At 62.7% G+C, this 26,545-nt stretch carries 23 protein-coding genes and 4 tRNA genes; 12 read left to right on the forward strand and 15 right to left on the reverse strand.

Annotated features, from left to right (window positions below; translation table 11 throughout):
- The first annotated feature begins 99 nt into the window (after window positions 1-99).
- The 8 genes from wrbA (at window position 100) to PEP31012_RS09960 (ending at window position 9,120) form a co-directional block, all read left to right on the forward strand.
- Complete coding sequence (wrbA, locus tag PEP31012_RS09925; RefSeq protein WP_150589176.1) at window positions 100-687, forward strand: NAD(P)H:quinone oxidoreductase; 588 nt, start codon at window positions 100-102, stop codon at window positions 685-687.
- A 162-nt stretch (window positions 688-849) separates the two neighbouring features.
- A complete protein-coding gene (locus PEP31012_RS09930; protein ID WP_150589321.1) occupies window positions 850-1,233 on the forward strand; it encodes a DUF2069 domain-containing protein in 384 nt (127 codons plus the stop codon).
- 66 nt (window positions 1,234-1,299) lie between these two features.
- Window positions 1,300-2,721 carry an FAD-binding oxidoreductase gene (locus tag PEP31012_RS09935; protein WP_150589177.1) on the forward strand — a complete coding sequence of 474 codons (1,422 nt, stop codon included), beginning with the start codon at window positions 1,300-1,302 and terminating at the stop codon, window positions 2,719-2,721.
- A 23-nt stretch (window positions 2,722-2,744) separates the two neighbouring features.
- Window positions 2,745-4,322, forward strand: a complete 1,578-nt coding sequence (locus tag PEP31012_RS09940) for an MFS transporter (RefSeq protein ID WP_150589178.1) — start codon at window positions 2,745-2,747, stop codon at window positions 4,320-4,322.
- A gap of 75 nt (window positions 4,323-4,397) precedes the next feature.
- A complete protein-coding gene (locus PEP31012_RS09945; protein WP_150589179.1) occupies window positions 4,398-5,249 on the forward strand; it encodes a M90 family metallopeptidase in 852 nt (283 codons plus the stop codon).
- Window positions 5,250-5,435: 186 nt separating this feature from the next.
- On the forward strand, window positions 5,436-5,702 hold the full coding sequence (locus PEP31012_RS09950) for a type B 50S ribosomal protein L31 (RefSeq protein ID WP_150589180.1): 267 nt from the start codon (window positions 5,436-5,438) through the stop codon (window positions 5,700-5,702).
- A 307-nt stretch (window positions 5,703-6,009) separates the two neighbouring features.
- Window positions 6,010-7,740: an ArnT family glycosyltransferase gene (locus PEP31012_RS09955; RefSeq protein ID WP_150589181.1), complete on the forward strand. Its 1,731-nt coding sequence runs from the start codon at window positions 6,010-6,012 to the stop codon at window positions 7,738-7,740.
- 30 nt (window positions 7,741-7,770) lie between these two features.
- Window positions 7,771-9,120 carry an MATE family efflux transporter gene (locus PEP31012_RS09960; RefSeq protein ID WP_150589182.1) on the forward strand — a complete coding sequence of 450 codons (1,350 nt, stop codon included), beginning with the start codon at window positions 7,771-7,773 and terminating at the stop codon, window positions 9,118-9,120.
- A gap of 265 nt (window positions 9,121-9,385) precedes the next feature.
- Here the strand turns inward: PEP31012_RS09960 and PEP31012_RS09965 are convergent.
- The 7 genes from PEP31012_RS09965 to PEP31012_RS09995 all read right to left on the reverse strand — a co-directional run bounded on the left by PEP31012_RS09965 (window position 9,386) and on the right by PEP31012_RS09995 (window position 14,591).
- Window positions 9,386-9,462 (reverse strand) — tRNA-Asp (locus tag PEP31012_RS09965).
- Between the two features lie 99 nt (window positions 9,463-9,561).
- Window positions 9,562-9,638: transfer RNA gene (locus PEP31012_RS09970), tRNA-Asp, on the reverse strand.
- A gap of 98 nt (window positions 9,639-9,736) precedes the next feature.
- Window positions 9,737-9,812, reverse strand: a tRNA-Glu gene (locus PEP31012_RS09975).
- A 163-nt stretch (window positions 9,813-9,975) separates the two neighbouring features.
- Window positions 9,976-10,051, reverse strand: a tRNA-Ala gene (locus PEP31012_RS09980).
- A gap of 183 nt (window positions 10,052-10,234) precedes the next feature.
- On the reverse strand, window positions 10,235-12,391 hold the full coding sequence (gene pnp, locus PEP31012_RS09985; RefSeq protein ID WP_150589183.1) for a polyribonucleotide nucleotidyltransferase: 2,157 nt from the start codon (window positions 12,389-12,391) through the stop codon (window positions 10,235-10,237).
- Between the two features lie 332 nt (window positions 12,392-12,723).
- Entirely contained in the window at window positions 12,724-12,993 is a 270-nt protein-coding gene (rpsO, locus tag PEP31012_RS09990) for a 30S ribosomal protein S15 (protein WP_017233294.1), read from the reverse strand.
- A 323-nt stretch (window positions 12,994-13,316) separates the two neighbouring features.
- Window positions 13,317-14,591: a branched-chain amino acid ABC transporter substrate-binding protein gene (locus PEP31012_RS09995; RefSeq protein WP_150589184.1), complete on the reverse strand. Its 1,275-nt coding sequence runs from the start codon at window positions 14,589-14,591 to the stop codon at window positions 13,317-13,319.
- Window positions 14,592-14,733: 142 nt separating this feature from the next.
- Between PEP31012_RS09995 and PEP31012_RS10000 the strand changes: the two genes are divergently transcribed.
- Complete coding sequence (locus PEP31012_RS10000; RefSeq protein ID WP_246171222.1) at window positions 14,734-15,324, forward strand: hypothetical protein; 591 nt, start codon at window positions 14,734-14,736, stop codon at window positions 15,322-15,324.
- Window positions 15,325-15,431: 107 nt separating this feature from the next.
- Here PEP31012_RS10000 and PEP31012_RS10005 read toward each other — a convergent pair whose 3' ends face one another.
- The 8 genes from PEP31012_RS10005 to PEP31012_RS10040 all read right to left on the reverse strand — a co-directional run bounded on the left by PEP31012_RS10005 (window position 15,432) and on the right by PEP31012_RS10040 (window position 24,129).
- The gene (locus tag PEP31012_RS10005; RefSeq protein ID WP_150589185.1) at window positions 15,432-16,976 is read right to left on the reverse strand and encodes a 2-isopropylmalate synthase; all 1,545 of its coding nucleotides are present in this window, start codon (window positions 16,974-16,976) and stop codon (window positions 15,432-15,434) included.
- 113 nt (window positions 16,977-17,089) lie between these two features.
- Complete coding sequence (locus PEP31012_RS10010) at window positions 17,090-17,599, reverse strand: hypothetical protein (RefSeq protein ID WP_174978180.1); 510 nt, start codon at window positions 17,597-17,599, stop codon at window positions 17,090-17,092.
- A 79-nt stretch (window positions 17,600-17,678) separates the two neighbouring features.
- On the reverse strand, window positions 17,679-18,401 hold the full coding sequence (locus PEP31012_RS10015; protein WP_150589187.1) for a transglycosylase domain-containing protein: 723 nt from the start codon (window positions 18,399-18,401) through the stop codon (window positions 17,679-17,681).
- 26 nt (window positions 18,402-18,427) lie between these two features.
- A complete protein-coding gene (locus PEP31012_RS10020; protein ID WP_150589188.1) occupies window positions 18,428-19,306 on the reverse strand; it encodes a CDP-alcohol phosphatidyltransferase family protein in 879 nt (292 codons plus the stop codon).
- Between the two features lie 157 nt (window positions 19,307-19,463).
- The gene (locus PEP31012_RS10025; RefSeq protein WP_150589189.1) at window positions 19,464-20,099 is read right to left on the reverse strand and encodes a phosphatidylserine decarboxylase; all 636 of its coding nucleotides are present in this window, start codon (window positions 20,097-20,099) and stop codon (window positions 19,464-19,466) included.
- Window positions 20,100-20,690: 591 nt separating this feature from the next.
- Entirely contained in the window at window positions 20,691-21,707 is a 1,017-nt protein-coding gene (ilvC, locus tag PEP31012_RS10030) for a ketol-acid reductoisomerase (protein WP_150589190.1), read from the reverse strand.
- Window positions 21,708-21,785: 78 nt separating this feature from the next.
- On the reverse strand, window positions 21,786-22,277 hold the full coding sequence (gene ilvN, locus PEP31012_RS10035; protein WP_023595471.1) for an acetolactate synthase small subunit: 492 nt from the start codon (window positions 22,275-22,277) through the stop codon (window positions 21,786-21,788).
- 82 nt (window positions 22,278-22,359) lie between these two features.
- Window positions 22,360-24,129, reverse strand: a complete 1,770-nt coding sequence (locus PEP31012_RS10040) for an acetolactate synthase 3 catalytic subunit (RefSeq protein ID WP_150589191.1) — start codon at window positions 24,127-24,129, stop codon at window positions 22,360-22,362.
- A 476-nt stretch (window positions 24,130-24,605) separates the two neighbouring features.
- Here PEP31012_RS10040 and PEP31012_RS10045 point away from each other — a divergent pair, with 476 nt between their 5' ends.
- From PEP31012_RS10045 to PEP31012_RS10055, 3 genes are read left to right on the forward strand one after another with little or no spacing between them, the layout of a single operon-like run.
- Window positions 24,606-25,178, forward strand: coding sequence for an RNA polymerase sigma factor (locus tag PEP31012_RS10045; RefSeq protein WP_150589192.1), 573 nt, complete (start codon window positions 24,606-24,608; stop codon window positions 25,176-25,178).
- On the forward strand, window positions 25,175-25,603 hold the full coding sequence (locus PEP31012_RS10050; RefSeq protein WP_150589193.1) for a DUF3619 family protein: 429 nt from the start codon (window positions 25,175-25,177) through the stop codon (window positions 25,601-25,603). The genes PEP31012_RS10045 and PEP31012_RS10050 overlap by 4 nt, the downstream gene beginning before the upstream one ends.
- 22 nt (window positions 25,604-25,625) lie before the next feature.
- Complete coding sequence (locus PEP31012_RS10055) at window positions 25,626-26,462, forward strand: DUF3106 domain-containing protein (RefSeq protein WP_174978181.1); 837 nt, start codon at window positions 25,626-25,628, stop codon at window positions 26,460-26,462.
- Window positions 26,463-26,545: the final 83 nt, after the last annotated feature.

The raw sequence follows: 26,545 nt of genomic DNA on the forward strand, positions 1-26,545 counted from the left end.
CGCGCAGCTCGTCCGGTCGACGTCGCTACCTCGTGTCGACGCCTCCGGGCATCCAGCTGCCCGCTACCGCGGCCCAGCCGACCCAGCCAATTCGACTTCATGACTGAAATCCTTGTCCTGTACTACAGCCGCCACGGCACCACGGCACAACTCGCCCAATGCATCGCGGCCGGCATCGACAGCGTGCCCGGCGCACAGGCGCGAGTGCGTACCGTCCCCGCCGTTTCGACCGTATGCGAAGCGAGCGCCCCGGACATTCCCGACAGCGGCCCGCCCTATGTCGAATTGCGCGATCTGGAAGAATGCGCGGGGCTCGCGCTCGGGTCGCCGACGCGCTTCGGCAACATGGCGTCCGCGTTGAAGTACTTTCTCGACGGCACCACGCCGCAATGGCTCTCGGGCGCACTCGCCGGGAAACCGGGCTGCGTCTTCACGTCCAGTGCAAGCCTGCATGGCGGCCAGGAAAGCACGCTGCTGTCGATGATGATCCCGCTGCTGCATCATGGAATGTTGCTGATGGGCCTGCCCTACACCGAGCCCGCGCTTTCCAGCACCCGGACCGGCGGCTCGCCCTACGGCGCCACCCATTTCGCGCATGACGGCAATCCGCTCTCGGCTGAAGAGCGTCAATTGGCGTCGGCGCTCGGCGCACGACTCGCCCGCGCCGCACACAAGCTGGCAGAATGAGGGCTTGCGCCGCGCGTCACGCCACCCCGACGCGGCGGCGGCTCGCTTTCCCGCAGTAAATCCGGCCCTCACGACAAGCCCATGACTGCTACACCGCCCGATATGCCACAAAGCACCGATGCCCGCAGTGCGCACGCGCAGGCCCCGCGCACGCCACCGCCGATGCCCGTCGCCTCCGGCGGGGCTCGTGGGCTGCGCCTGGCCAGCGTGACGAGTCTGTTGGCATTGATTGCGCTGTCGCTCGCCTGGGAGTTGTGGCTTGCGCCGCTGCGTCCCGGCGGCTCGTGGCTGGTACTCAAGGCGTTGCTGTTGCTGCTGCCGCTGCGCGGCGTGTTGCGCGGCAACCTCTACACGCTTCAGTGGTCAAGCATGTTCATCCTGCTGTTTCTTGCCGAAGGCGTTGTGCGCGGCATGACGGACACAGGGGTATCGGCCTCGCTCGCGTGGATCGAGACGGCACTGTCCGTCGTCTTTTTCTTCTCGACGATCTTTTATCTGCGGCCCTTCAAGCGGGCCGCGAAAGCCTGCGCCGCCGCCGCCCGTTAGCGCCTGCCCTCGAAACTCAGCGTTGCCAAACCTTGGATCGCGCGAAGCGTGTGCCGCCCCCCTGCCATGAACGACTCCTCCTTCCTCACCGCGTGCCGTGACCTGCTGGGTCGTGACCACGTTCTGCGCGAGGCCGCCGACACGGGCGCCTACCTCACCGACCAACGCAAACGCTACACAGGACGCGCCCTCGCGGTGCTTCGCCCCGCCGACACCGCACAGGTCGCCGCCCTCGTGCGACTGTGCGTCAGGCACGGCGTGCCGATGGTGCCGCAAGGCGGCAACACGGGCCTCGCCGGCGGCGCGACGCCCGACACAACCGGACGTCAGGTGCTCATCAGCTTGCGCCGCCTCGATCGCATCCGAGAAGTGGATGCCGAGAACATGACCCTGACCGCCGAGGCCGGCTGTCTGCTGGCGAACGTGCAGGCAGCGGCCGCCGCCGCGCAGCGCCTGTTCCCGCTCAGCCTGGCTGCCGAGGGCAGTTGCACCATCGGCGGCAATCTCGCGACGAATGCGGGCGGCACCGCCGTCTTGCGTTATGGCAATACGCGCGAACTGTGTCTCGGCCTCGAGGTGGTGACGCCACAAGGCGAACTGTGGGAGGGCTTGCGCGGGCTGAGCAAGGACAACACCGGCTACGACCTCCGCGATCTGTTTATCGGCGCGGAAGGCACGCTCGGGCTGATTACCGCAGCAACACTCAAGCTCTTCGCACAACCCATGGCGCGCATGACGGCGCTCGCCGCGCTGGACAGCCCGGCGCACGCGCTGGCACTCCTGAATCTGGCGCAACGCATGGCAGGCCCGCTGCTGACAGGCTTCGAGTTGATGTCCCACTTCTGCCTCCAACTCGTCGCGCAAGTCTTCCCACAGCAGCGTTATCCGTTCGCACAACCCCATGCCCAGGCCGTGCTGCTCGAACTGTCGGACAACGAGAGTGAAGCGCACGCACGCGATCTGCTGGAGCGCTTGCTGAGCGCGGCCGTCGAGCAGGGCATCGTGCGCGACGCCATCGTCGCGAACAGCCTGGCGCAATCGAATGCGCTCTGGCACTTGCGCGAAAGCATTCCGCTGGCGCAGTCGGCCATGGGGCTCAACATCAAGCACGACATCGCCGTGCCGGTGTCCCAGGTACCTGCGTTTCTCAACGCCACCGACCCGATCGTTGAGCGCCTTGCACCCGGCGCGCGCAGGGTCACCTTCGGCCATCTGGGCGACGGAAATCTGCATTACAACGTGATGGCGCCCGAGGGCGTCGATCCCGCGGCCTTCCTTCACCAATATCAGACGAGCGTCACCGCCGCCGTGCACGACAGCGTGCATGCCCATCGCGGCACCATCAGCGCGGAGCATGGCCTCGGGCAACTCAAACGCGACGCCTCGGCGCGTTACAAGTCGCCGGTCGAACTCGCGCTGATGCGCACGCTCAAGACGGCCTTCGACCCGCTCGGGCTGATGAACCCGGGCAAGGTGCTGCCCGACTGAGCGCCGCCGCCGCGTCGCCCATCATGACATCCACCGTCCCGCCGACCGGTCCTGACACCGCGCCGGCAAACGACCCGTCAAGACCGATGCGCGTCGAGGCATACCGCTACGCGCTTGGCCTGATCCCGGGGCTCGAATTTTTCGAGAACGCGCTGCTTGTCTACTTCGCCGTCTACATCTCCGGCGGCGTCGACGCCTCACCCAAAGAGTTCGTCTGGATAACGACGGCCTACGGCATGGCGTCGGTCCTCGCCATCCTCAAACAGCAATGGTTTGTCGAGCGCATCGGCTATCGCCGCTATCTGACGGCCTCACTGCTGCTGTATGCCTGCGGCGCCCTGCTTGCGGGCACCAGCGAGAGCGTGACGCAACTCGTGATCGCGCGGACCTGCCAGGGCTTTTGCGCGGGGAGTTGGATGAGTTCGTGCCGCATCCTCGCGCAAGTGAGCGTGCCGGCGGCGCGCCGCGGCAAAACGGTGCAAACCTTCGCCCTGCTGCTGTTCACCGGCTCGGCCGTTGCGCCGCTCATCGGCGGACTGCTCATCGCCGAATACACCTGGCGCACGCTGTTCCTGTGCACCGCGCCGCCCGCCGTGCTGCTCGCGGGACTCGCCTGGTTCTCGGTGCCGGACATCGGCCGCCTGCGCGAGCGCGCCACGGACAGCCGCTACCCGTTCGCCCCTTTCATGGCCTTCGCGTTGGCGATGGGGGCGTTTGAGCTCGTGCTGCAGGAAATGCGTTACACGTTGTGGCTGCAAACCCCGTGGTTGCCGTTGCTCACCGTCGTCGGCACGGGCGCGCTCGTGGCGTTCGGCTATCACCAGTGGCAACATCCGGCACCCTTCATTCGCCTGCAATCGTTGCGTCGCAGGGAGTTTCAGGTCGGGCTGTTGCTTTACGCGGCGTACTACTACCTGGCGAACACGCAAAGCTACCTGATGCCGCGCATGCTCGAGCAGGGGTTGGGCTTCACGGTCGAGCGAACCGGGCAATTGCTCGGGTATTCGGCGCTCCTCACCGTGTTTCTGCTGTTGGCCTACTTTCGCGTCGCGAAATTCATTACGCACAAGAAATTACTGATCGTGAGCGGCTTCGCGATGACGATCGCCACCAGCCTGTGGCTCGCCGCCATGCCACCCGACGCGGGTCAGCCGCAACTCTATGGCGTGCTGGCCCTCAAGGCCGTGTTCGGCATCTTTACCGTGTTGCCCGTGGCCAACCTGACCTTCCGCGCCTTCGACCACGAGAGCTTCGTGCATGGCTACCGGCTCAAGAACATCCTGCGCCAGCTCTCCGGCTCGTTCGCCGTCTCGACGATTGTGGCGTTCGAACAGCATCGAGAAGCGTTGCATCGCACGCGCCTGACGGAGATCGCCAATCCCTTCAACCCGCGCTTCACGCAGACGCTCGACGCGCTCGCCACAGCCCTCACGCACGCGGGCGTGGCCGCCTCGCAAGCCCACGGCGCCGCGCTCGCGCAAATTGCCCGGATGATTCAGCGGCAGGCGTCGTTTCTGACGTTCATCGACGGCTTTCACTTCATCGCCATCGTCGCGCTGTGCGGCGCCATCTTTGCAGCCCTTCAAAAACAGCTAAATTAGTAACGTTGCGCCATCGCAGTGCGACGTGCCCTTGCATACCACCGCTGCGGCATCAACCCTCCGACTTCGCTCGTCATGTTCAAAACCCTGCTCGCCCGCCTCCGACGCGCCCACGCACGCCCTACCATCGACGACGCCGTCTGGCACGAGGTGGTGGGCGCACTGCCATTCCTGGCACGGCGTAGCGCGGCCGACGTGGACAAGCTGCGCGGACTCGCGACTGAGTTCCTGGGCAGCAAACACTTTTCGACGGCGCACGACCTGCCGTTGACCGAGGCGATGTGCGTCTCGGTGGCCGCGCAGGCGTGCCTGCCGATTCTCAATCTGCCCAGCGCGCTGTATCGCGGATGGACGGGCATCGTGCTGTACCCCGGCGAGTTCCTGATCCGCAAAACCGTGGAGGATGACGCCGGCGTGGTGCACGACATCGCGCAGGAGGCGAGCGGCGAAGCCTGGGAAGGCGGACCGGTCGTGCTCTCATGGCAAGACGTGCAAGCGAGCGATGTGCTGGCGTACAACGTGGTGATTCACGAGTTCGTGCACAAGATCGACATGGAAGGCGGTGAAGCCGACGGTGTACCGCCGATGCTGCGGCGTCTGCATGGCGAGCTCACGCCCGAGGCCTGGTGCGAGGTCTTCGACCCTGCGTATGAGGCGTTCTGCCACGACGTGTCCAACGTTCCCGATGCCCATTGGGACGCGTTCGCGTCGTCGTCGCTGCTCGATCCATACGCCACCGAACACGAATCGGAGTTCTTCGCGGTCTGCGCCGAGGCGTTCTTTGTCGCCCCCGAGGCCTTCCGCGACGCCTATCCGTCCCTCTACACACTGTTTTCCCGCTATTTCCTGCAAGATCCCGCAGCGAGCGCCGGCGCAGGCGACGGCACGCCCGGCACGGCGGGGCTCGCGCCCGCCACAACCCCGTGAAAACTTTGCGAAAGTCATTGTTTTCATGGCATAATGCGCGTTTTACTCACCCGGAAAGTGGTTGACGTCCTTCCCGCCGTATGACGGCGCTGGCGTTAGCGGGCCAACGGGGCGCCTCCCGGGGTAACGACCTCGGGCGAACCTCCTCCCGCGCAGACTGGCTACCGACTTAACCCAAGGTACATCATGAAAGAAGGCATTCACCCCGAATACCGCGAAGTCCTGTTCCGCGACATGACGCCCGGCGTTGACTTCGAATTCATCACCCGCTCGACGATCCACACCAAGGAAACGGTCGAGAAGGATGGCAAGACCTACCCGCTCGTGAAGATCGAAACGTCGTCGGCTTCGCACAACTTCTACACCGGCGAACAGCGCATCATGGACACGGCCGGCCGCGTCGACAAGTTCCGCCAGAAGTTCGGCAACCGCGCCGGCGGCAAGATCGCCTGAGTTTTACCGGCGACGCGCCGCACAACGCGATGCGGGGCCCGGCAGACACTGGCGGGCCAGCACATTGGGGGCAACACCCCGGCGTTGGAGAAAACATTGGAAAGGGGCAGCTCAGGCTGCCCTTTTTTGTTGGATCTGGCCTGCGCCATCGGGCCGGTTACTGTCATACTGTCGGCTTTGCCGATTTCCCCGAGTTTTCCCTTAGTTTCACCCTGAGCTTCACCCAAGGTTTCACTTTCGAGTCCGTTCCGGCTCGCTCCCTGAGTCTCTCCCATCCGGCCGCCGTGCCGGTCCTGTCGTCCGGCCTATGAAACGAGTTCGCATCACCGCCTCCGCCACCAGCGCGCTACCGCGTTCGCTGCTGATCGCCATTTGTGTCATCTATGTGCTGGCGGGGTTGTTCGGTCGCGATCCGTGGAAAAACGAAGACGCCGCGGGATTCGGCGTCATGTGGACAATGGCACACGGTCAGTTGTCCGACTGGCTGCTGCCGAACATCGCCGGCAAACCCATCTACGACACCGGCCCCCTCGTCTCGTGGCTCGGTGCGCTCGCCATCCGCGCTTTTTCATGGCTCGACGCGCCCGACGCCGCCCGCATCGTCACCGGCCTTTGCTTCTACGCCACCTGCACATTCATCTGGTACGGCACCTACCTGCTCGGCCGCCGCCCCGAAGTGCAACCGTTCAAATATGCCTTTGGCGGCGAGCCCGAACCCCGCGACTACGGCCGCACGCTCGCCGATGGCGCGCTGCTGATTCTGCTTGCCTGTTTCGGCCTGGCCGAACGCGGGCACGAAACGACGTCTGCCGTCGGGCAGCTCACGCTCATTTCGATGGCGATCTACGGCCTCGTGCGCAGCCTCGACAAGCCGCGTCAGGGCGCCGTCTGGTTCGGCCTCGCGCTGGGCGGCATGGCGCTCGCGTCCTCGCCGTTGATGACGCTCTCGCTCTGGGTCGCGGGCATGGCCGCCGCCGTGGTCTGCCGCGCGCTACCCCTGCGCATGTTGCTGCTGGTCTCCACGCCCGTGACGCTGCTCATCGCCTGCGCGTGGCCGCTCGTGGCACTCAAGTTTGCCTACGGCGCGCGCCAATGGCTCGGAGAATGGACGGATATCGGCGTGGACGCGTTCAGCGGCCCAACGCTCGCCTCGCTGAGCTATATCGCCAAGAACCTGGCGCTGTTCGCCTGGCCTGCATGGCCGCTGGCCGCGTGGTCGCTATACTCGTGGCGCGGCATGCGACGCGCACCGCACATCGCGATTGCCCTCGCCTTTGCCATCGTTATTCTCGTGCTGATCGTGCTGCAGGCGCATCAGGGCAATCAGCTCTTCATGCTGGCGTTGCCCGCGCTATCGATCATCGCCGCGTTCGGCCTGCCCACGCTCAAGCGCGGCACGGTCAACGCCATCGACTGGTTCGCCGTGCTGTCGTTTACCGTGCTGGCAGGCTTTGTCTGGATCGTCTGGCTGGCCGGCATCACCGGCTTCCCCGCATCGATCGCTCGCAACCTGCGGCGCCTGGTCCCCGGTTTCGCCCCCGAATTCAGTTGGGTCACGCTGATCAGCGCCCTGATCGTCACGGGCGCCTGGGTCGCGCTGGTGGCATGGCGCGTGTCACGCAGCCCGAAAGTCTTGTGGCGCAGCGTGGTGCTGTCGTCCGGCGGCACTACCCTGATGTGGGTGCTGCTCATGACGTTGTGGCTGCCCGTCGTGAACTACGGCCGAACCTACCGCGACGTGGCGGCACAGATCGCCGCGCATCTGCCGGCCGATTACACCTGCATTCGCACGGCCCGCGTCGGCGATGCGCAGCTCGCCTCGTTCGCCTACTTCGGCAAGATGCGCTTCGGCTCGGCCGGCGACGATTGCGACGTGTTGCTGCGTCAAGACTCGCAGGACTACAGCGAACCGTTGTCGCTGGCGCCCTATGAATGGCGCCAACTCTGGGAAGGCCGCCGTGCGGCCGACCGCGACGAGCGCTTCCGCCTCTACGTATTGCAGGAGCGTCCGTGGCATCGCGGAGCGCGCCCGCGCTAAGCCCGTCCACCGCGTCCTTCGCGCAACGCTATGTGGCACGACATCAAACGCATTGCCGGGCTGGCCTGGCCGGTGCTCATCGGTCAGTTGGCCGTCATCGCCTTCGGGGTGATGGATACGGCGATGGTCGGTCGCGCCTCGGCGTTCGATCTCGCATCGCTCGCGCTCGGCGGGTCGATCTACATCACCGTGTATGTCGGGCTGATGGGTGTGCTCGTGGCACTCTCCCCGATCGTCGCACAACGCTTCGGGGCGGGTGAGCGCGAGAGCATTGGCGAGGAAGTCCGTCAGGCGTTCTGGCTCGCCGGGTGCCTCGCCGTACCGGGCGTGCTGCTGCTGTCGCACCCGCAGTTCATTCTGCGGCTCTCGGAAGCGACCCCGGAACTCGAAGCGCGGGCGAGCGCCTATCTCCAGATTCTTGCCTTCGGCCTGCCCGCCGCACTGCTCTTTCGTGTGTACTCCTCGCTGTCCACCGCCGTGGGGCAGCCTCGCATCGTCATGGCCATTCAACTCACCGGGCTGACCTTGAAAGTCCCGCTGAATCTGGCGCTGATCTATGGCATTGAGCGATTGGGCGTTCCGGCACTCGGCAGCACCGGCTGCGCCATCGCCACGACGGCCATCAACTGGGTGTCCTGTGCGCTTGGGCTCACGTTGATGGCTCGTCACGCGAAGCTGCGCGAGTTCGCCGTCTTCTCGCGATTCTGCTGGCCGCACTGGCAGGCGATTCGGGTGCTGCTCAAGCTCGGCGTACCGATGGGGCTGAGCTACCTGATCGAGGTGACAGCGTTTTCGTTCATGGCCATCTTCATTGCACGCCTGGGCGACGTGACACTTGCCGGTCACCAGATTGCCGCAAACCTCGGCGCACTCATGTACATGCTGCCCATGTCGATCGCGATCGCGACTGCGACGCTCACCGCGCAAGCCATTGGCTCGCGCGACTTCCGCTTGGCACGCCGGATCGGACGCCGGGGCGTCGAGTTTGCCGGACTGCTGGGCGTGTTGCTGGCAACCCTCATGGGACTGTGCCGACAGTGGATTCTGGCCGCTTATACGTCGGATCCGCTGGTTGCCGCCGTCGCAACCCCGTTGCTCGCCATCGTCGCCGGCTATCACGTCTTCGACGCATTGCAGGTGAGCGCCGTCTTCGTGCTGCGCGCGTGGAAAGTGGCAGTGGTGCCGACCGTGATCTATGCCGTATCGCTCTGGGGCGTTGGTCTGGGCGGCGGTTACGTGCTGGGCTTCGACGTCGGCGGACTGTCGCCGGGGTGGCTGCATGGCGCCGCGGGATTCTGGTTCGCCAATAGCGCCAGTCTGGCAGTCGCTGCGTTCGGCTTGCTGCTCTATCTGCGCTGGATTGTGCGGGTCAAAAGCTGATCGAGGCTGATCGCCCCCGCCTCCGGTCGATTCAGGATCGTCACCACGACTCGATGGCTCGCCGCACATGATCGCCATCCATCATCAATGCGCATAATTTGCGCATTTTAAAGAAATAGCGCGAAAAATCCGCACAGCCTTTCGGGATGGCATTACCAGGAAGAATACGGCATCGAAACGCCTCGCGAGCCCCCGTTGCAGGCCCCGAAACGACGAGCGTCGAGAGATAAAAAAAGCCCAGGCATCAGCCTGGGCTTTCTTCGTTTGGCGGAGCGGACGGGGCTCGAACCCGCGACCCCCGGCGTGACAGGCCGGTATTCTAACCAACTGAACTACCGCTCCAAACTTGCTGCAGCATTGTGATGTGACTCACTCTGCTTTCCTGCTCACCATTCGACATTGCAGCGTTGTTACGCGCAGATTGCCGAACTTCGTAGGTTTTGGCGGAGCGGACGGGGCTCGAACCCGCGACCCCCGGCGTGACAGGCCGGTATTCTAACCAACTGAACTACCGCTCCAAAACCGACAAAAAAACCCGCCTAACTTTCAGCGGGCTTTACGCCACTAACTGCTTGGCACTTTCAAACTGATACCGACTCGCTACCGGCACCAATTCTGGCGTCCCCTAGGGGATTCGAACCCCTGTACTCACCGTGAAAGGGTGATGTCCTAGGCCTCTAGACGAAGGGGACAAAATCGTCACAATCTTGTCTGTTTCGCTTTACTGCATTTCGCGAAGAACGCCATTCTAAACAACATTTCTTCGCTTGTGAAGCTTTATTTTCAAGTCTTTTACATCGTTTTCGCAAGAATCTTGCTTGTTCGATGCGCCTGAAAATCAAGCGTCGGAATCCGTGGTGGAGGTAAGCGGGATCGAACCGCTGACCTCTTGCATGCCATGCAAGCGCTCTCCCAGCTGAGCTATACCCCCCGAACAGAGAAATGAGATTCTAAAGACAAACCCATTTTCTGTAAATACCCTTCTCGCATTTTTTCCGCATTATTTTGCCGATCCGTGCGATGAATAAAAAAACGGCGACACCGAAGCGTCACCGTCTTCCTTGGCACAGCGACACGCGAACGCGTATCGCCGAGCCTCATGCGGACACCGAAATTACTGGGCGTCGCCTTCGCGCTTGACCAGCGCCGGGCTGCCCTGCTTTTCCTCGTCCGTGAGCGCCTTGTGCGACAGGCGCAGGCGACCCTTGTCGTCCTGCTGGATCACCTTCACGCGCACCACCTGACCTTCCTTGAGGTACTCGTTGATGTCCTTGATACGCTCGTTGGCGATCTCGGAGATGTGCAGCAGACCATCCTTGCCCGGCAGCACCGACACGATCGCGCCGAACTCGAGCAGCTTCAGCACCGTACCGTCGTACACCTGGCCCACCTCGACTTCCACGGTGATCAGCTCGATGCGACGCTTCGCTTCGGCAATGCCTTCCGCACTCGGGCTGGCAATCGTCACCACACCGTCGTCCGAGATGTCGATGCTCGTGCCGGTTTCTTCCGTCAGCGCACGGATCACCGAACCGCCCTTGCCGATCACGTCACGGATCTTTTCCGGGTTGATCTTGATGGTGACCATGCGCGGCGCGAATTCCGACAGCTCCGTACGCACGCCCGACTGCGCTTGCGTCATCTTGTCGAGAATGTGCAGGCGGCCTTCCTTGGCTTGCGCCAGAGCGACCTGCATGATTTCCTTCGTGATGCCCTGGATCTTGATGTCCATCTGCAGGGCGGTCACGCCATTCGACGTCCCCGCCACCTTGAAGTCCATATCGCCCAGGTGATCTTCGTCGCCGAGAATATCGGTCAGCACGGCAAACTTGTTGCCTTCGAGGATCAGGCCCATGGCAATGCCGGCGACCGGCGAGGTCAGCGGCACGCCGGCGTCCAGCATGGCGAGGCTACCGCCGCACACCGACGCCATCGACGACGAACCGTTCGACTCGGTGATTTCCGACACGACACGCACGGTGTAACCGAAATCGTCGGCGCCCGGCAGGCACGCAACCAGGGCACGCTTGGCCAGACGGCCATGACCGATTTCGCGACGCTTGGGCGAACCCACGCGGCCCGTTTCACCCGTCGAGAACGGCGGGAAGTTGTAGTGCAGCATGAAGCGATCACGGTACTCGCCTTGCAGCGCGTCGATGATCTGCTCGTCGCTCTTGGTACCGAGCGTGGCCACCACGAGCGCTTGCGTTTCGCCACGCGTGAACAGCGCCGAACCATGGGCACGCGGCAGCACGCCGGTGCGGATCGAGATCGGGCGCACGGTGCGCGTGTCGCGGCCGTCGATACGCGGCTCGCCCGCCAGAATCTGGCTACGCACGATCTTGGCTTCCAGATCGAACAGGATGTTGCCGACGTCGATGCTGTCCGGGGCAGCTTCGCCCTTGGCGAGTGCCGCCTCGCCCAGCTTGGCGATGACGTCGTTCGTCACCGCACGCAGTTGTTGCGTACGGGCTTGCTTCTCGCGCGTCTGGTAAGCGGCGCGCAGCGGGGCGTCCGCCAGCTCGGTCACTTGTGCGATCAGTGCTTCGTTCTTGGCGGCCGGGGCCCAGTCCCACTCGGCCTTGCCGGCGTCGCGCACGAGGTCGTGAATGGCGTTGATCGCCGTTTGCATCTGCTCGTGACCGAACACCACGGCGCCCAGCATCACGTCTTCCGGCAGCTCTTGCGCTTCCGATTCCACCATCAGCACGGCTTGTTCCGTACCGGCGACGACCAGGTCGAGCTTCGACTTGGCGATCTGCTCACGCGACGGGTTCAGCACGTACTGGCCGTCGACATAGGCCACGCGAGCGGCGCCCACCGGGCCGTTGAACGGCAGACCCGAGATCGACAGCGCGGCCGATGCACCGATCAGGGCCGGAATATCGGCCGGCACTTCCGGGTTCAGGGAGACGACCTGCACGACCACCTGGACTTCGTTGTAGAAGCCTTCCGGGAAGAGCGGGCGGATCGGACGGTCGATCAGGCGCGACGTCAGCGTTTCGTTTTCCGACGGACGGCCTTCACGCTTGAAGAAGCCACCCGGGATCTTGCCGGCGGCGTAAGTCTTTTCCAGGTAGTCGACGGTCAGCGGGAAGAAATCCTGGCCCGACTTGGCGCTCTTCGCGCCCACCACCGTGGCGAGCACGACGGTATCGTCCATGTCGACCAGCACCGCGCCGGATGCCTGGCGAGCAATCTCACCAGTCTCCATGCGAACCGTGTTTTGTCCCCATTGGAAAGACTTGACGACTTTATTGAACATTTGCACTCCTATATCGAATCGCGCGAATGCAGCAGCGGCGCGACATCGCTGCCGGGGGGATCCCGACGCCTCGCAGGGGGGAGTGTTATGCCATTCCAGCGTTGCCCGGCACGTTGGCACACGCATCGTTCGGACGACGCTGGAATGACACAAGCCCTGCTTATCGACGAGGCCCCGTAAAGTGGGAACCGCATGAACTGCGGGAACTGGGCGAACCCCGCCCGACGGCGCGGCTGGCAACCTGCCGGACATCCTCGGGACATCCATCAGGCAGCGCCCAAAAACAAAATGCCTGCATCAGCACGCTGATACAGGCATCTCGTCGTAATCGTAATCGCTTACTTACGCAGGCCCAGCTTCTCGATCAGGGCGCGGTAACGATCGGCGTCCTTGCCCTTGAGGTAATCGAGCAGCTTGCGGCGACGGCTCACCATGCGCAGCAGACCGCGGCGGCTGTGGTGATCCTTCATGTGCGCCTTGAAGTGCGGCGTCAGTTCGTTGATGCGCGTGGTGAGCAGCGCCACTTGCACTTCGGGGGAACCGGTATCGTTGGCGGCGCGGGCGAATTGCGCCACGACGTCCGACTTCTTGGTCATTGCGGTAGTCATTTGCTTTCCTTTGGATACACGCGGTCACGGAAGAATGGCCGTGCCGTGAACTTACAAAAACATGCGCGGCTTAGCCGCACATAAACAAAACTGCAAGTGCGCGATTATACGGGAGTTGCCTCCCGGACGCCACATTTTTCCTCGCCACGCCGCCTTGGGTGGGGCCGAGCGAGGGGTTCTAGCGGGAAAAATCGGCCGTCGCATCGAATAATCGATGAAATTTCACCAAATTATCTTGAAAATTTCGACAAATCGGCCTCACATCTCGCACGGCGCTCGCTGCTTCCCGCCCATCGCGTCCGTCCTCCCGCCTCGCCGGGCGGTTACCGCTGGCGGGCCATTCGACAAGTACTCGGCAACGCCACCTTGCTGGCGGGTAGCTCGAGCACTGTCTTGAAGCCGAAGCCCGAGCCCTCGTTATCAAACTTCACCCCCGGCTCGCCCGCGCGACGCATCACGGAAACGTACAACGGCTCGATCATCTGGTGGTCGTTCGGACGCATCCACGCATCGACTGGCGCCTCGCGAATCCGGCGGTTCTGGAGCGCCCTCGCCACCGTCGTCACATCGGTAGTGCCGGCCTGCTCGATCGCCGCGGCGATCATGTCGATCATCACGCTCATGCGCAGCAGCGGGTAGTCGTCGCGCGCCTCCGGATAACGCGCGCGGAACGTCTTGTAGAACGCATCCGATGCCTCTCCGCCCACGTTTGGGTGCCATTCGGCCACCGCGTACACGCGACCAACGCCGGCCTCGCCCAGCGCCGCCGGAGCGCCGAGGGCGTTGCCGTAGAACGTGTAGAACTTGAGTTCCATTCCCTGTTCGCGCGCGGCCTTGACGAGCAAGGTCAGGTCGTTGCCCCAGCTCCCCGTCACCACCGTATCCGCGCCCGCCGCGCGAATGCGCGCGAGATAGGGCGTGAAGTCCTTCACCCGCCCCACCGGGTTGAACTGTTCGCCCACGATCTGCACATCCGGGCGCTTTGCACCGATCATCTGACGGGCCAGCCCCGCGACCTGCCGGCCGAAGCTGTAGTCCTGGTTGAGCAGGTAGACCTTTCTGATGCTCGGGTCTTGCTTGATGGCTTCAGTCAACGCCTGCATGCGCATGGCAGCATTGGCGTCGAAGGCGAAATGCCAGAAGCTGCACTGCTCGTTCGTGAGCGCCGTGTCGACAGCAGAGTAATTGAAGAACAGCATGCGCTGCCCGGGCTCGCGCGCATTGCGCTTGTTGATCGCATCGATCAGCGCCGACGCAACGGCCGAACTGTTGCCCTGCAGGACAAACGGAATGCCCAGATCGCCGGCCGCCTTGAGCTGCACCAGGCTGTCTTCAACGCCGCCCTTGCTGTCGAACACCGTCAGCTCGAACGGATGAGCGCCGTCGCGCAGCTTGACCCCGCCGCGCGCATTCACGCGCTCGATCGCAAATCGCAAATTGCGCTCGACCATCGCCCCCGCATTGCCAAAGGGGCCGCTCATCCCTTCGATGAGCGCGAGCCGGATCGGCGGTGCCGCGTGGGCAAGGCTGGTCGTGGCCAGCAGGGTGGCGGCGCAAAGCACCGCGCTCAAGCGCGCCAGCAAGACATGAACTTTCATTGAAGCCCCAGAGACTGTTTCGGCGCGAATCATAACGTTCCCGCCCACCCCCGGCAAGCCGACGCGCCCCGGGACGCATCCCACGGCGGTATGCTATCGGCATGCCGCCCTGCGGCCGTCTTCCTCTGACGCGAGGCCATTCATGACTGATCCGATCCGCGCGCGCGCGGGCATCGCCCCCCCGAACGCCGTTACCCAAAGCCCCCCTCCCCCCAGCGCCTTGCGCCCTGTCGCGGCGCTGCGCTGGCTCTTGAGCGGCGCACTCGCGCTATCGCTGAGCGCCTGCTACACGCCCCCGTGGCAGACATTTTCTCCCAACACCTCGCAGACCGAGGTGCAGGCGCGGCTGGGCAAACCGAAGGAAGTCTATCCGCTCGCCCCAGGCGTGACGCGATGGCTCTATCCGACCAAGCCGTTCGGTGAAGAGACGATCGCCGCCGACTTCGATGCACAAGGCCGCCTGCTGGGTACCGCGCAAGTGCTCTCGATGCCGGAGTTCAACAAGGTCGAAATCGACAAGTGGACGAAAACCGACGTGCTGCATCACTTCGGCGAGCCGGTCGAAACGTCGTACTTCCCCCTCATGAAGCGCGAAGTCTGGACTTATCGCTTCAAGCAGGACGACGTCTGGTACTCGATGATGAACTTCTATTTCGACGCGAACGGCATCGTCAAGACCACCCAGATCAGCCCCGATCCGCTGCACGAGAAATTTGACCACGACCTGTTCTGATCGTCTTTCAGGCACCGCCGACAGCACAACGCCCGCATGCCGGATGTGCGGATGCGGGCGTTGTGTGTGCGATACATCGACGGTCAACGGCGCCAGGGCGCCCTCGATTACGGCGTCAGTTGCGGGTTGAGCTTCTCGGCCTTCGAATACAGCTTGTTGAGCGCCGACAGATAGGCCTTGGCCGAGGCCGCGACGATATCCGGATCCGTGCCCACACCGTTCACGATGCGTCCGCCCTTCGACAGTCGTACGGTCACCTCGCCCTGCGATTGCGTACCGGTCGTGATCGCATTCACCGAATACAGCAGTTGCTCGGCGCCGCTTTGCACCTGCGATTCGATGGCATTGAGCACCGCGTCGACCGGGCCGTTACCTTCGGCGTCCCCCACGAGTTCCTTGCCCTGCGCCGTGAAGACCACATGGGCGCTCGGGCGCTCGCCTGTCTCGGAATGCTGCGCCATCGACACGAGATAGAAATGCTCGCCGCCTTCGGCCTGGGCTTCATTCGAGACGATCGCCAAAATGTCCTCGTCGAAGATTTCAGACTTCTGGTCGGCCAGTTCCTTGAAGCGGGCGAATGCGGCATTCACGTCCTGCTCCGACGCCATCTCGATGCCCAGTTCCTGCAGGCGCTGCTTGAAGGCGTTGCGGCCCGAGAGCTTGCCGAGCACGATCTTGTTGGCGGTCCAGCCCACATCTTCCGCCCGCATGATCTCGTAGGTGTCGCGTGCCTTGAGCACGCCGTCCTGGTGAATGCCGGAGGCGTGGGCGAACGCGTTGGCGCCCACCACGGCCTTGTTCGGCTGCACACTGAAACCGGTGATCTGCGAGACGAGCTTCGAGGCCGGCACGATCTGCGTCGTGTCGATGCCGAGTTCCAGGCCGAAGTAATCCTTGCGGGTCTTGATCGCCATCACGACCTCTTCGAGCGCGGTATTGCCCGCGCGCTCGCCAAGACCGTTGATCGTGCACTCGATCTGACGCGCGCCGCCCAGTTGCACGCCCGCCAGCGAATTGGCCACGGCCATGCCCAAATCGTTGTGGCAGTGCACCGACCAGACCGCCTTGTCCGAATTCGGCACACGTTCGCGCAGGGTGCGCACGAGCTGGCCGTAGAGTTCCGGCACGCCATAGCCGACGGTATCGGCCACGTTGATGGTCGTCGCACCTTCGTTGATGACGGCTTCCAGCACGCGGCACAGGAAATCCAGCTCGGAGCGGCTGCCGTCTTCCGGCGAGAATTCGATATTGTCCGTGAACTGGCGCGCATACCGCACCGCGAGCTTCGCCTGCTCGAGCACCTGATCCGGGCTCATGCGCAGCTTCTTCTCCATGTGCAGCGGCGACGTGGCGATGAACGTGTGGATACGCGACGAGTTCGCGCCCTTGAGTGCCTCGGCGGCGCGGGCGATATCGCGGTCGTTGGCACGCGCGAGCGAGCACACGGTGCTGTCCTTGATGATGCCGGCGATGGCCTGGATGGCCTCGAAGTCTCCGTTCGAGCTGGCGGCAAAGCCGGCTTCGATGACGTCCACGCGCAGACGCTCCAACTGACGGGCGATACGAATTTTCTCATCACGCGTCATCGACGCGCCGGGCGACTGCTCACCATCGCGCAGGGTCGTATCGAAAATGATCAGCTTGTCGGCCATGACTTTCTCCTGTGGGGATCTTGTGTATTGAACAATCGACGCCAGACTCACCGCCTCCTGTGCTACACGATGTGTAGTCTCGCTCGCGTTAGCGGAGAGTCAGCATTAGCAGGTCAGGAATCCCCGTCCAACTTCCTACGGGCAGTCTCGAGATTGAACGCAACTTGCGCGACAAGTGAGTCCCAGTTTCGATAAACCCTTGCAGATACTTTCTTTGGACGTGGCGCACCTTCTGTAACCTCAAGGCGCCGCTTCACTATTGACATAACATGATTGACTGAACTTGACGCTTCAAACATGCTCAGGTTCGGGATCTGAAACGTATTTAGAAACCCTTTTTGTATATTAGCAGGCAACCACCTAGCGTTTTCAGGCCAATATTTTCTCTCGGCCTCATTTCGAGGTGCTGGATCCCCATCCGAAACTGCTTGAACGAACGCAAACGCGTTCGCCCGACAGCGCTCGAATAATGGCTCGTTGATCACCGTCAAGTCGAGATCTGATTCGCCACCAAACTCCCTACCAAAATTGTTCGGATGCATCGAGAAACCGATTCTCGCACTCCCGACCAGCGTCACATCCTTCGCCTGTACATTCAAACGCACAGCAATCCAACCGCGCATGTCCTCATAGACTCCTGCGCATTCAGAAAATGCAAATGGAATTCCCTCCGTTAGCCAAAGCCTAACAAGGCTTTCACGATCAACTTTGCCCGACGTTCTCAACGCATCCTTGAACGCCATAGGTTTCGGATGATGTTCCAGTCCATGAAGAGATCGGCTCACCGAGTCGAATGGGGGGAAGTTCGAGGAAGTCATAGACACCGCTTTTTGAGTGTTCGTGATATAGACGGACGAGATGCATCGAGCGCAAATTAAGTTGTTGCCAACGTCGCTCCGACATCACTCTTGGCTCCGGATACTTCAAGCGGGCGACAATCGCCGCACAAAGCTCTACGTGATCTACTAGCCCTTGTCTGCGCAAATGTTGCTCCACGCACTTGTATCCCACTAGGCCCGTGCCAAAGTACCCAATCATCAGGTATACCTGCGGAAATCGATGCTTGGGAATCAGGCGCGATACATGTAGGGCCAGTAATGCCTCGCGAAACTTGCGTCGCAGGGTTATTTCATACGCTCCGGTGAGAACTCTAACCACTTGTTGCTCAAGAGTACTGCCCCCTTGGCGCCGCCCCGAGCTAATTCGAACAAAAAGTGCCCTGAATATGGCGACAACGTCGACCCCAGCGTGACTGGACGCACGGCGATCTTCCCCAGACACAAGCAACTTTTGCGCCAAGTAAAAAGAATACGAAGAATCTTCGGCGTCTATAGTCGCAATAATCGAGCCGATCCTGGCGCGAAGGCTTTCAACTTCGCCAGCCAGGAACGGTCTAGACACGAGCATTGCAAGCTTAAAGAACATCTCCTTTACCTTAGCTACTCACCCGCCTACTCGTCGACTTCGCCGAAGATGCGTTGCCGACGGCCCTTCAGGAAACGGAACCCCCACAGCACATAGCCGGAGATGCTGTACAGGCAGAACATCCCGAAGAGCACCAGCGGCGGGTCGGACGACACCAGAATGAAGCCAACCATGAAGAGCAGCACCACGCCGAACGACACGCGCTGGCGCACATCGAGCGCCTTGCCACTGTAAAACGGCGCATTCGACACCATCGACATGCCCGCATAGATTGTCAACCCGAACGCCACCCATGGCATCCAGAACACATTCACCGGCAATTTGTTGTCGATCGTAATCCACACGAACCCGGCAATGAGCGCCGCCGCCGCGGGGCTTGCCAACCCCTGGAAGAAACGCTTGTCGACCACGCCGATGTTCGTGTTGAAGCGCGCCAGCCGCAAAGCCGCGCCGGCCACATAGACGAACGCCGCGAGCCAGCCCCACTTGCCGATCTCGTGGAGAATCCATTCGTACATCACCAGCGCCGGCGCCACGCCGAACGAGGTCATGTCCGAGAGCGAATCGTATTGCTCGCCAAACGCGCTCTGCGTGTTGGTCATGCGCGCCACGCGCCCGTCCATGCCATCGAGCACCATGGCGAAGAAGATCGCGATGGCGGCCTGCTCGAAGCGATCGTTCATGGCCTGCACGATCGCAAAGAAGCCGCAGAACAGCGCGGCTGTCGTAAAGGCATTCGGCAACAGGTAGATGCCGCGATTGCGCGGGCGCACAGGCAGATCGTCCTCCACACCCTGGTCGTGGTCTTCGTTCATCAATGGCTCTGCGGATGAATGGTTGTGACGGCTGAACGCCGAGAGATGCCTGACATTGTTGCGCAAGCGGCCGCGATGGTTTTCCGGCATCTGTACCTCCTTGACGATGCTATGACGGCGGGCGAACCCGCGACGGATCACCGCTATTGGAACGCGCGAAGCGAAAGCCGTTGCAGGCCGCAGCCCGGCGACGCACCACTGAAGGTCGCGCCGCCACCCACGGACGTGGCCCGGAGGCTCGGGTGGCTTACAGCTCGGCGAGGATCGTCGAGGTGGCCGACACCTTCTCACCGATGGTCACGCGCGGACGCGAGCCCAGCGGCAGGTACACATCGACGCGCGACCCGAAACGAATGAAGCCGTAACGCTGACCGCGCGAAAGCGTATCGCCGGCCTTGACGTAGCACAGAATACGGCGCGCGATGAGCCCCGCGACCTGCACGCTCGTGACGATCTGACCGCCCACGTCGATCACCAGCGCATTGCGCTCGTTCTCAAGCGATGCCTTGTCCAGATCGGCGTTGAAAAAGCGTCCCGGGAAATATTCCACCTTGGTCACCGTGCCGTCAACCGGGGCACGATTCGAGTGAACGTTGAAGACGTTCATGAACACGCTGATCTTGAGCGCTTCACGACCGGCGTACGGATCCTGCGTGGTTTCGATGGCCACGATGCGGCCGTCGGCCGGGGAGAGCACGGCGCCGGCCTGCTGCGGCACCTGCCGCGGCGGATCCCGGAAGAACTGCAGGACGAACAGGGCGATCACCCAGAACGGCGCGGCCCACAGCACGCCGGCCATGAAGTGCACGACGAGCGCGACGGCGACGGCGATACCCAGGAAGGGCCAGCCCTCGCGGGCAATGATCGGGTGAGGATAATTCATGCGATTGAGCTCGCGTCCTTGGTAAAACGGTTGAGTGAGCGGGTCGGCCTGCGTTGGGCCAAACCATGACGTGGCGGCATTGTAGCAATGCGCGCGGCGCCGTGACACTTTTTCCCCAATCGACAGGTCGGCGGCACAACGCCAAAGTCGGTCATTTCGCACAACCACAGCACCAGATCACGGCCCAGATGGTCGAGTCGGTCGCACTGATCCACTGATCCACTGATCCACTGATCTCACTGATCGCATTGTCCGTACTGGCCAAGCGGGTCGAACTGGTCAAACGGCTCGAGCTGGTCGAGCTGGTCGAGCTGGTGGAGCCGATCGAACGGGTCGCACGGAGCGCACTGGGCACACGGGGCGAGCTGGTCGAACCGATCGATATCCGGGACAAAACGAAAAAGGCCGCCCGCCTTGCCATAGCGACAGCTACAGCAAAGCGGACGGCCCGGCGCGACGGTGACGGCGATCCAGCCCCTTATGCGCTTTTACCCGCGACAGGCGCTTTTGGCGCTCGCCCCGTCTGCCGTGCGCCGCCGGTGCAACGCCCGCAAGCTGTGCCGGGCATACGCATCTTACGGCGCGTCGGGCTTAGTTCTTCGACTGGTCGACCAGCTTGTTCTTGGCGATCCACGGCATCATTGCGCGCAGCTTGCCGCCCACTTGCTCGATCTGGTGCTCGGCCGTGATACGACGACGCGAGATCAGGGTCGGAGCACCTGCCTTGTTTTCCAGGATGAACGACTTGGCGTACTCGCCGGTCTGGATGTCGGTCAGGCACTGCTTCATGGCCTTCTTCGTCTCTTCGGTCACGACGCGCGGGCCGGTGACGTACTCGCCGTACTCGGCGTTGTTCGAGATCGAGTAGTTCATGTTGGCGATGCCGCCTTCATAGATCAGGTCGACGATCAGCTTGAGTTCGTGCAGGCACTCGAAGTAGGCCATTTCCGGCGCATAACCGGCTTCGACCAGCGTTTCGAAACCGGCCTTGATCAGCTCGACGGTACCGCCGCACAGCACGGCTTGTTCGCCGAACAAGTCGGTTTCCGTCTCTTCGCGGAAGTTCGTTTCGATGATGCCGGCACGGCCGCCGCCGTTTGCGGCAGCGTACGACAGGGCGATGTCGCGCGCGGCGCCCGACTTGTCCTGTGCCACGGCGATCAGGTGGGGCACGCCGCCGCCTTGCGAGTACGTCGAGCGCACCGTGTGGCCCGGCGCCTTCGGGGCGATCATGATGACGTCGAGGTCGGCGCGCGGAATCACGCAGCCGTAATGCACGTTGAAGCCGTGCGCGAAGGCCAGTGCGGCGCCTTGCTTGATGTTGTCATGCACTTCGTTCTTGTACACGTCGCCGATCTGCTCGTCCGGCAGCAACATCATGACGATGTCGGCCGACTTCACGGCTTCCGCCACTTCCTTGGTGTTCAGGCCGGCGCTGACTGCCTTGTTCCACGAAGCGCCATTCTTGCGCAGACCGACCGTCACGTTCACACCGCTGTCCTTCAGGTTCTGGGCGTGGGCATGGCCTTGCGAGCCATAGCCGATGATCGTCACTTGCTTGCCCTTGATGAGGGAGAGGTCGGCGTCTTTGTCGTAGAAAACTTTCATTTGGAATTGTCCCGTAATGCCAAAAAATTACTCAAATCAGAATGGATCGAAATCCGCTTACCGCGTTGCCGCTGCCGATCAGACCTTCAGGATGCGCTCACCGCGCCCGATGCCCGAGCCACCGGTACGAACCGTCTCGAGAATCGCCGTACGATCGAGCCCTTCGATGAACGCGTCGAGTTTCGACGAATTCCCGGTCAGCTCGATCGTGTAGGTCTTTTCAGTAACGTCAATGATGCGGCCGCGGAAAATATCCGACATCCGCTTCATCTCTTCTCGCTCCTTGCCCACGGCGCGCACCTTGATGAGCATCAGCTCACGTTCGATATGCGCCCCTTCGGTCAGATCGACCACCTTCACCACCTCGATGAGCCGGTTCAGGTGCTTGGTGATCTGCTCGATGACGTCGTCGGAGCCCGTCGTGACCACCGTCATGCGTGAGAGCGACCGATCTTCGGTCGGCGCGACAGTGAGGGTCTCGATATTGTAGCCACGTGCCGAAAACAGGCCCACCACGCGCGACAGCGCGCCCGGCTCGTTCTCGAGCAAAACAGAAATAATGTGCCTCATGGTGTATCCCGGATTGTCCTAGTGTGGGGACGTCGCGCCCGCGCCGGCCTGACCGGCGGCGACGCTCGGCGCGCGCCTCGTCTTACAGATCTTCCGAACCGAGCAGCATCTCGCTGATGCCCTTGCCCGCCTGGACCATCGGCCAGACGTTTTCGGTGGGATCCGTTTGGAAATCCATGAATACCGTACGATCCTTCAGGCGCAACGCCTCGCGCAGTGCCGGCTCGACGTCCGACGACTTCTCGATGCGAATACCCACGTGACCGTAGGCCTCGGCAAGCTTCACGAAGTCGGGCAGCGCGTCCATGTACGAACTGGAGTAGCGCTTGCTGTATTCGATCTGCTGCCACTGGCGAACCATGCCCAGGTAGCGATTGTTGAGCGACAGGATCTTGATCGGCGTGCGGTACTGCAGGCACGTCGAGAGTTCCTGAATGCACATCTGGATCGAGCCTTCGCCGGTGATACAGGCGACTTCGGCATCCGGATGCGCCATCTTCACACCCATGGCCGCCGGCAGGCCGAAACCCATCGTGCCCAGGCCGCCCGAATTGATCCAGCGGCGCGGCTTGTTGAAGCGGTAGTATTGCGCCGCCCACATCTGGTGCTGACCGACGTCCGAGCACACGAAGGCTTCGCCATCGGTGAGCTTCCAGTACGTCTCGACGACATGTTGCGGCTTGATGATTTCGCTCTGGCGATCGAAGGCGAGGCAATCGCGCGAGCGCCATGCCTCGATCTGCTTCCACCAGTCGGCCAGCGCCGCGGTGTCCGGGCCGTGTTCGGCCGTCTGCAGGTTCTCGATCATCTCGCGCAACACTTCCTTCACGTCGCCGACGATCGGGATATCGACCTTCACACGCTTGGAAATCGACGACGGGTCGATATCGACGTGAATGATCTTGCGAGCACGCTCGGCGAAGTGTTCCGGATTACCGATCACACGGTCGTCGAAGCGCGCACCGATGGCGATGAGCACATCGCAGTGCTGCATGGCCATGTTGGCCTCGTACGTCCCGTGCATGCCCAGCATGCCGAGGAACTTGGGATCGCTCGCACGATACCCGCCCAGGCCCATGAGCGTGTTGGTCACCGGATAGCCGAGCAGGTCGCAGAACTGGTTCAGTTCCTTCGACGCATCGGCCAGAATAATGCCGCCGCCCGTGTAGATATAGGGACGCTTGGCCGAGAGCAGCAGGCTCATCGCCTTGCGGATCTGACCCGAGTGGCCCTTCGTGACCGGGTTGTAAGAGCGCAGCGACACCGACTTCGGATACTCGAAGCGGCAGCGCGCCTTGGACACGTCCTTCGGAATATCGACCAGCACCGGGCCCGGACGACCCGTCCTGGCGATGTAGAAGGCCTTCTTGATGGTTGCGGCGAGATCGCGCACATCCTTCACGAGGAAGTTGTGCTTGACGCACGGACGGGTGATCCCGACCGTGTCGCATTCCTGGAAGGCGTCCTGGCCGATGGCGGCCGTGGGCACCTGCCCGGTGATGATGACGAGCGGGATCGAATCCATGTACGCCGTGGCGATCCCGGTGACCGCGTTGGTCACGCCGGGGCCGGACGTCACGAGGCACACGCCGACCTTGTCGGTGGAACGCGAATAAGCGTCGGCCGCATGCACGGCTGCCTGCTCATGGCGCACCAGGATGTGCTGGATCTTGTCCTGCTTGTAGAGTTCGTCGTAGATGTAGAGAACCGAACCGCCGGGATAACCCCACAGATGTTCGACCCCTTCTTCCTGAAGCGAGCGCACGAGGATCTCGGCGCCAATCATGTCTTCGGAGGTATTTTGGTGGCGTGTAGCTTCCGCCTCGGAGAATTCCGCGCTTGGCATATTCATCGTCGACCTTTCAAAGTTTCGGCAAAAATTTTGATCGGGTGCTCTCCCCGCGAACTTGTGGTTCGGGCTCAAGCTGCGCGTCTGAATGATGGACACACCGGATAGGCGTGCCGATATTGAGACAATCACAGATATTGCGAACTGGCAACCTTACCGGTTTGCAGCAAAATGGTCAAGCAGGTTTATGCATTTGCAGCATGACTGCGAAGTCGGTCGCGCAGAATTCCCGCGCCATGCCCCACACAGCCCCAAGCCGGTGCACAATCTTCACACGATAGGAAGTAGGAAGCCGCCGAGCCCCGAACCGTCGCAAACCGGCACCACCGCAAGCAAAAAGCGGTTACAGCAAAGCGCGTTTTTGGTAGCATCCGCACCGGCTGCGTGATCCAGCGTGATCCTGCGCGATCTTCACCCGGCCTTTACGCTTACATGGCATTTCACAGGCGCAGCGCGCAACGCTGCGTGCACCCCACCGGATGGCATCTGACAAGGAACTGGCGGATTTTCTCGCAGGCATCGAACGGCGCGCCTTCAAGCAGGCCGTCTATGCCGTACGCGACGACGAGGCCGCCCTCGATATCGTTCAGGATGCGATGATCCGCCTGGCCGAAAAATACGGCGACAAGCCGTCGGCCGACCTGCCATTGCTGTTTACGCGCATCCTTCAGAACGCAATTCACGACTATTTCCGTCGGCAAAAGGTGCGCAACACCTGGGTGACGCTATTCTCGAATCTCGCCGGCCCCGGCGACGACGAACGCGACGACTTCGACCCTCTGGAAACCTTATTGGCCGAGGATGGGTCTGTGCAGACCGAGAGCAGCGAAGATGCAGTTTCGCGTGCCGAAATCCTCTCGCTCATCGAGGCGGAAATACAGAAACTGCCGACACGTCAACGAGAAGCCTTCCTCATGCGTTACTGGGAAGACATGGACGTTGCCGAGACGGCCGCCACGATGGGGTGCTCGGAGGGCAGCGTCAAGACGCATTGCTCGCGCGCCACACACGCGTTGGCGCAGGCGTTGAAGGCAAAAGGGATCAGGTTATGAATCACGATCTGGAAACGAGGGAACTCCGCTTCGCACATCGCGTGCGGCGTGCGCTGGACGAAGCGTCCGACGCACCGTCGCCGAATATCGCGGCCCGGCTGGCCGCGGCTCGCCAAGAAGCGCTCGCGCGCAAAAAGCCCGAACCGGTGGCCGTGGTGCAACCGGCGCTGGTGCTCGCCGGCGTCGGCACCATGCCATCGTCGCAAGCCGGCGGCCCGCGCCGCACGCTCGACAAGCTGCGCCGTCTTGGGCTGCTCTGGCCGCTCGCCGCCCTGGTGATCGGTCTGGCGGGTCTCGCGTACTGGGAACATCAGCAACACATTCAGGATCTGGCGGACATCGATGCCGCGGTATTGAGCGACGAACTCCCGTTGTCGGCGTACGCCGATCATGGTTTCAACGCCTATGTGAAGCGTGCCCAGTAGCCCCCCCTACCCAAGCCCCCCTGTGACGCGACGCAACGTACTTCTTCTGCTCGCCGCGCTGGTCGTGGCCGCGCTCGCCGGCACAGCCGCGCTGCGCCGCACGCCCGTGCCGGCATCGGTGTCCGATCTGCCGCCGGCCCTTTCCGGCGCGTCCGCGCCCGGCGGTGCCAATCCGGCGAGTGCACCGGTCGGTAGTCTGACGGCCAGCGGTGCGGGCGCGAACGGTGCCCCCGCGGCGGCCGTTGCGTCACCCGGCGGATACTGGGCCAAGCTCTCCGCCAGCCAGCAGGAGGCGCTCGCCCCGCTTTCCCATGACTGGAATCGCATGAGCGAGCTTCAGCGCGAGAAATGGATCGAGATTGCCAAGCGCTTTCACAAGCTCTCCCCTGAAGGCCGCAAGCGTCTGCACGACCGCATGGCGGACTGGGTGCGCCTGACGCCCGAGCAACGCAAACTGGCGCGCGAAAGCTACCAGAACGCCAAGACCCTGCCGCCCGAGCGCAAGGCGCAGATGTGGCAGCAGTATCAGCAACTCACCGAAGAACAGAAGAAGCGACTTGCCGCCGACGACAGGAAGCAAGCCAGCCGACCGAACGTGGTCAGCGCGCCGCCGTCGGGACGCACGGGCGTGAAGAATCCGTACGCCGCGGTGCATCGCAGGGACGCCGGCTCGGCGGGCAAGCATGGCGCGTTGCCGGCCCCGGTGGCATCGGGCGCGGCAGCCGCACCGGCCGCCGGGCAATCGGTGCCCGCCGCGGCCGCATCGTCGGCAATTGCCACACCCGCGAGCGCGGGCACGGCCAGCAGCGACAAGAACGGCGACGCCGTCTTCAACGCCGAGATCTATCACCACAATTGATGCCTGGCGTCGGACGACCCAGGCCATCACTAGCCGCAACGGCCGCCCTCGGGCGGCCGTTGGCTTTTGCGCGCGCGGGGACG

The sequence above is a fragment of the Pandoraea eparura genome (genome assembly GCF_902459725.1).
In the GTDB taxonomy this organism is placed as follows: Bacteria; Pseudomonadota; Gammaproteobacteria; order Burkholderiales; family Burkholderiaceae; genus Pandoraea; species Pandoraea eparura.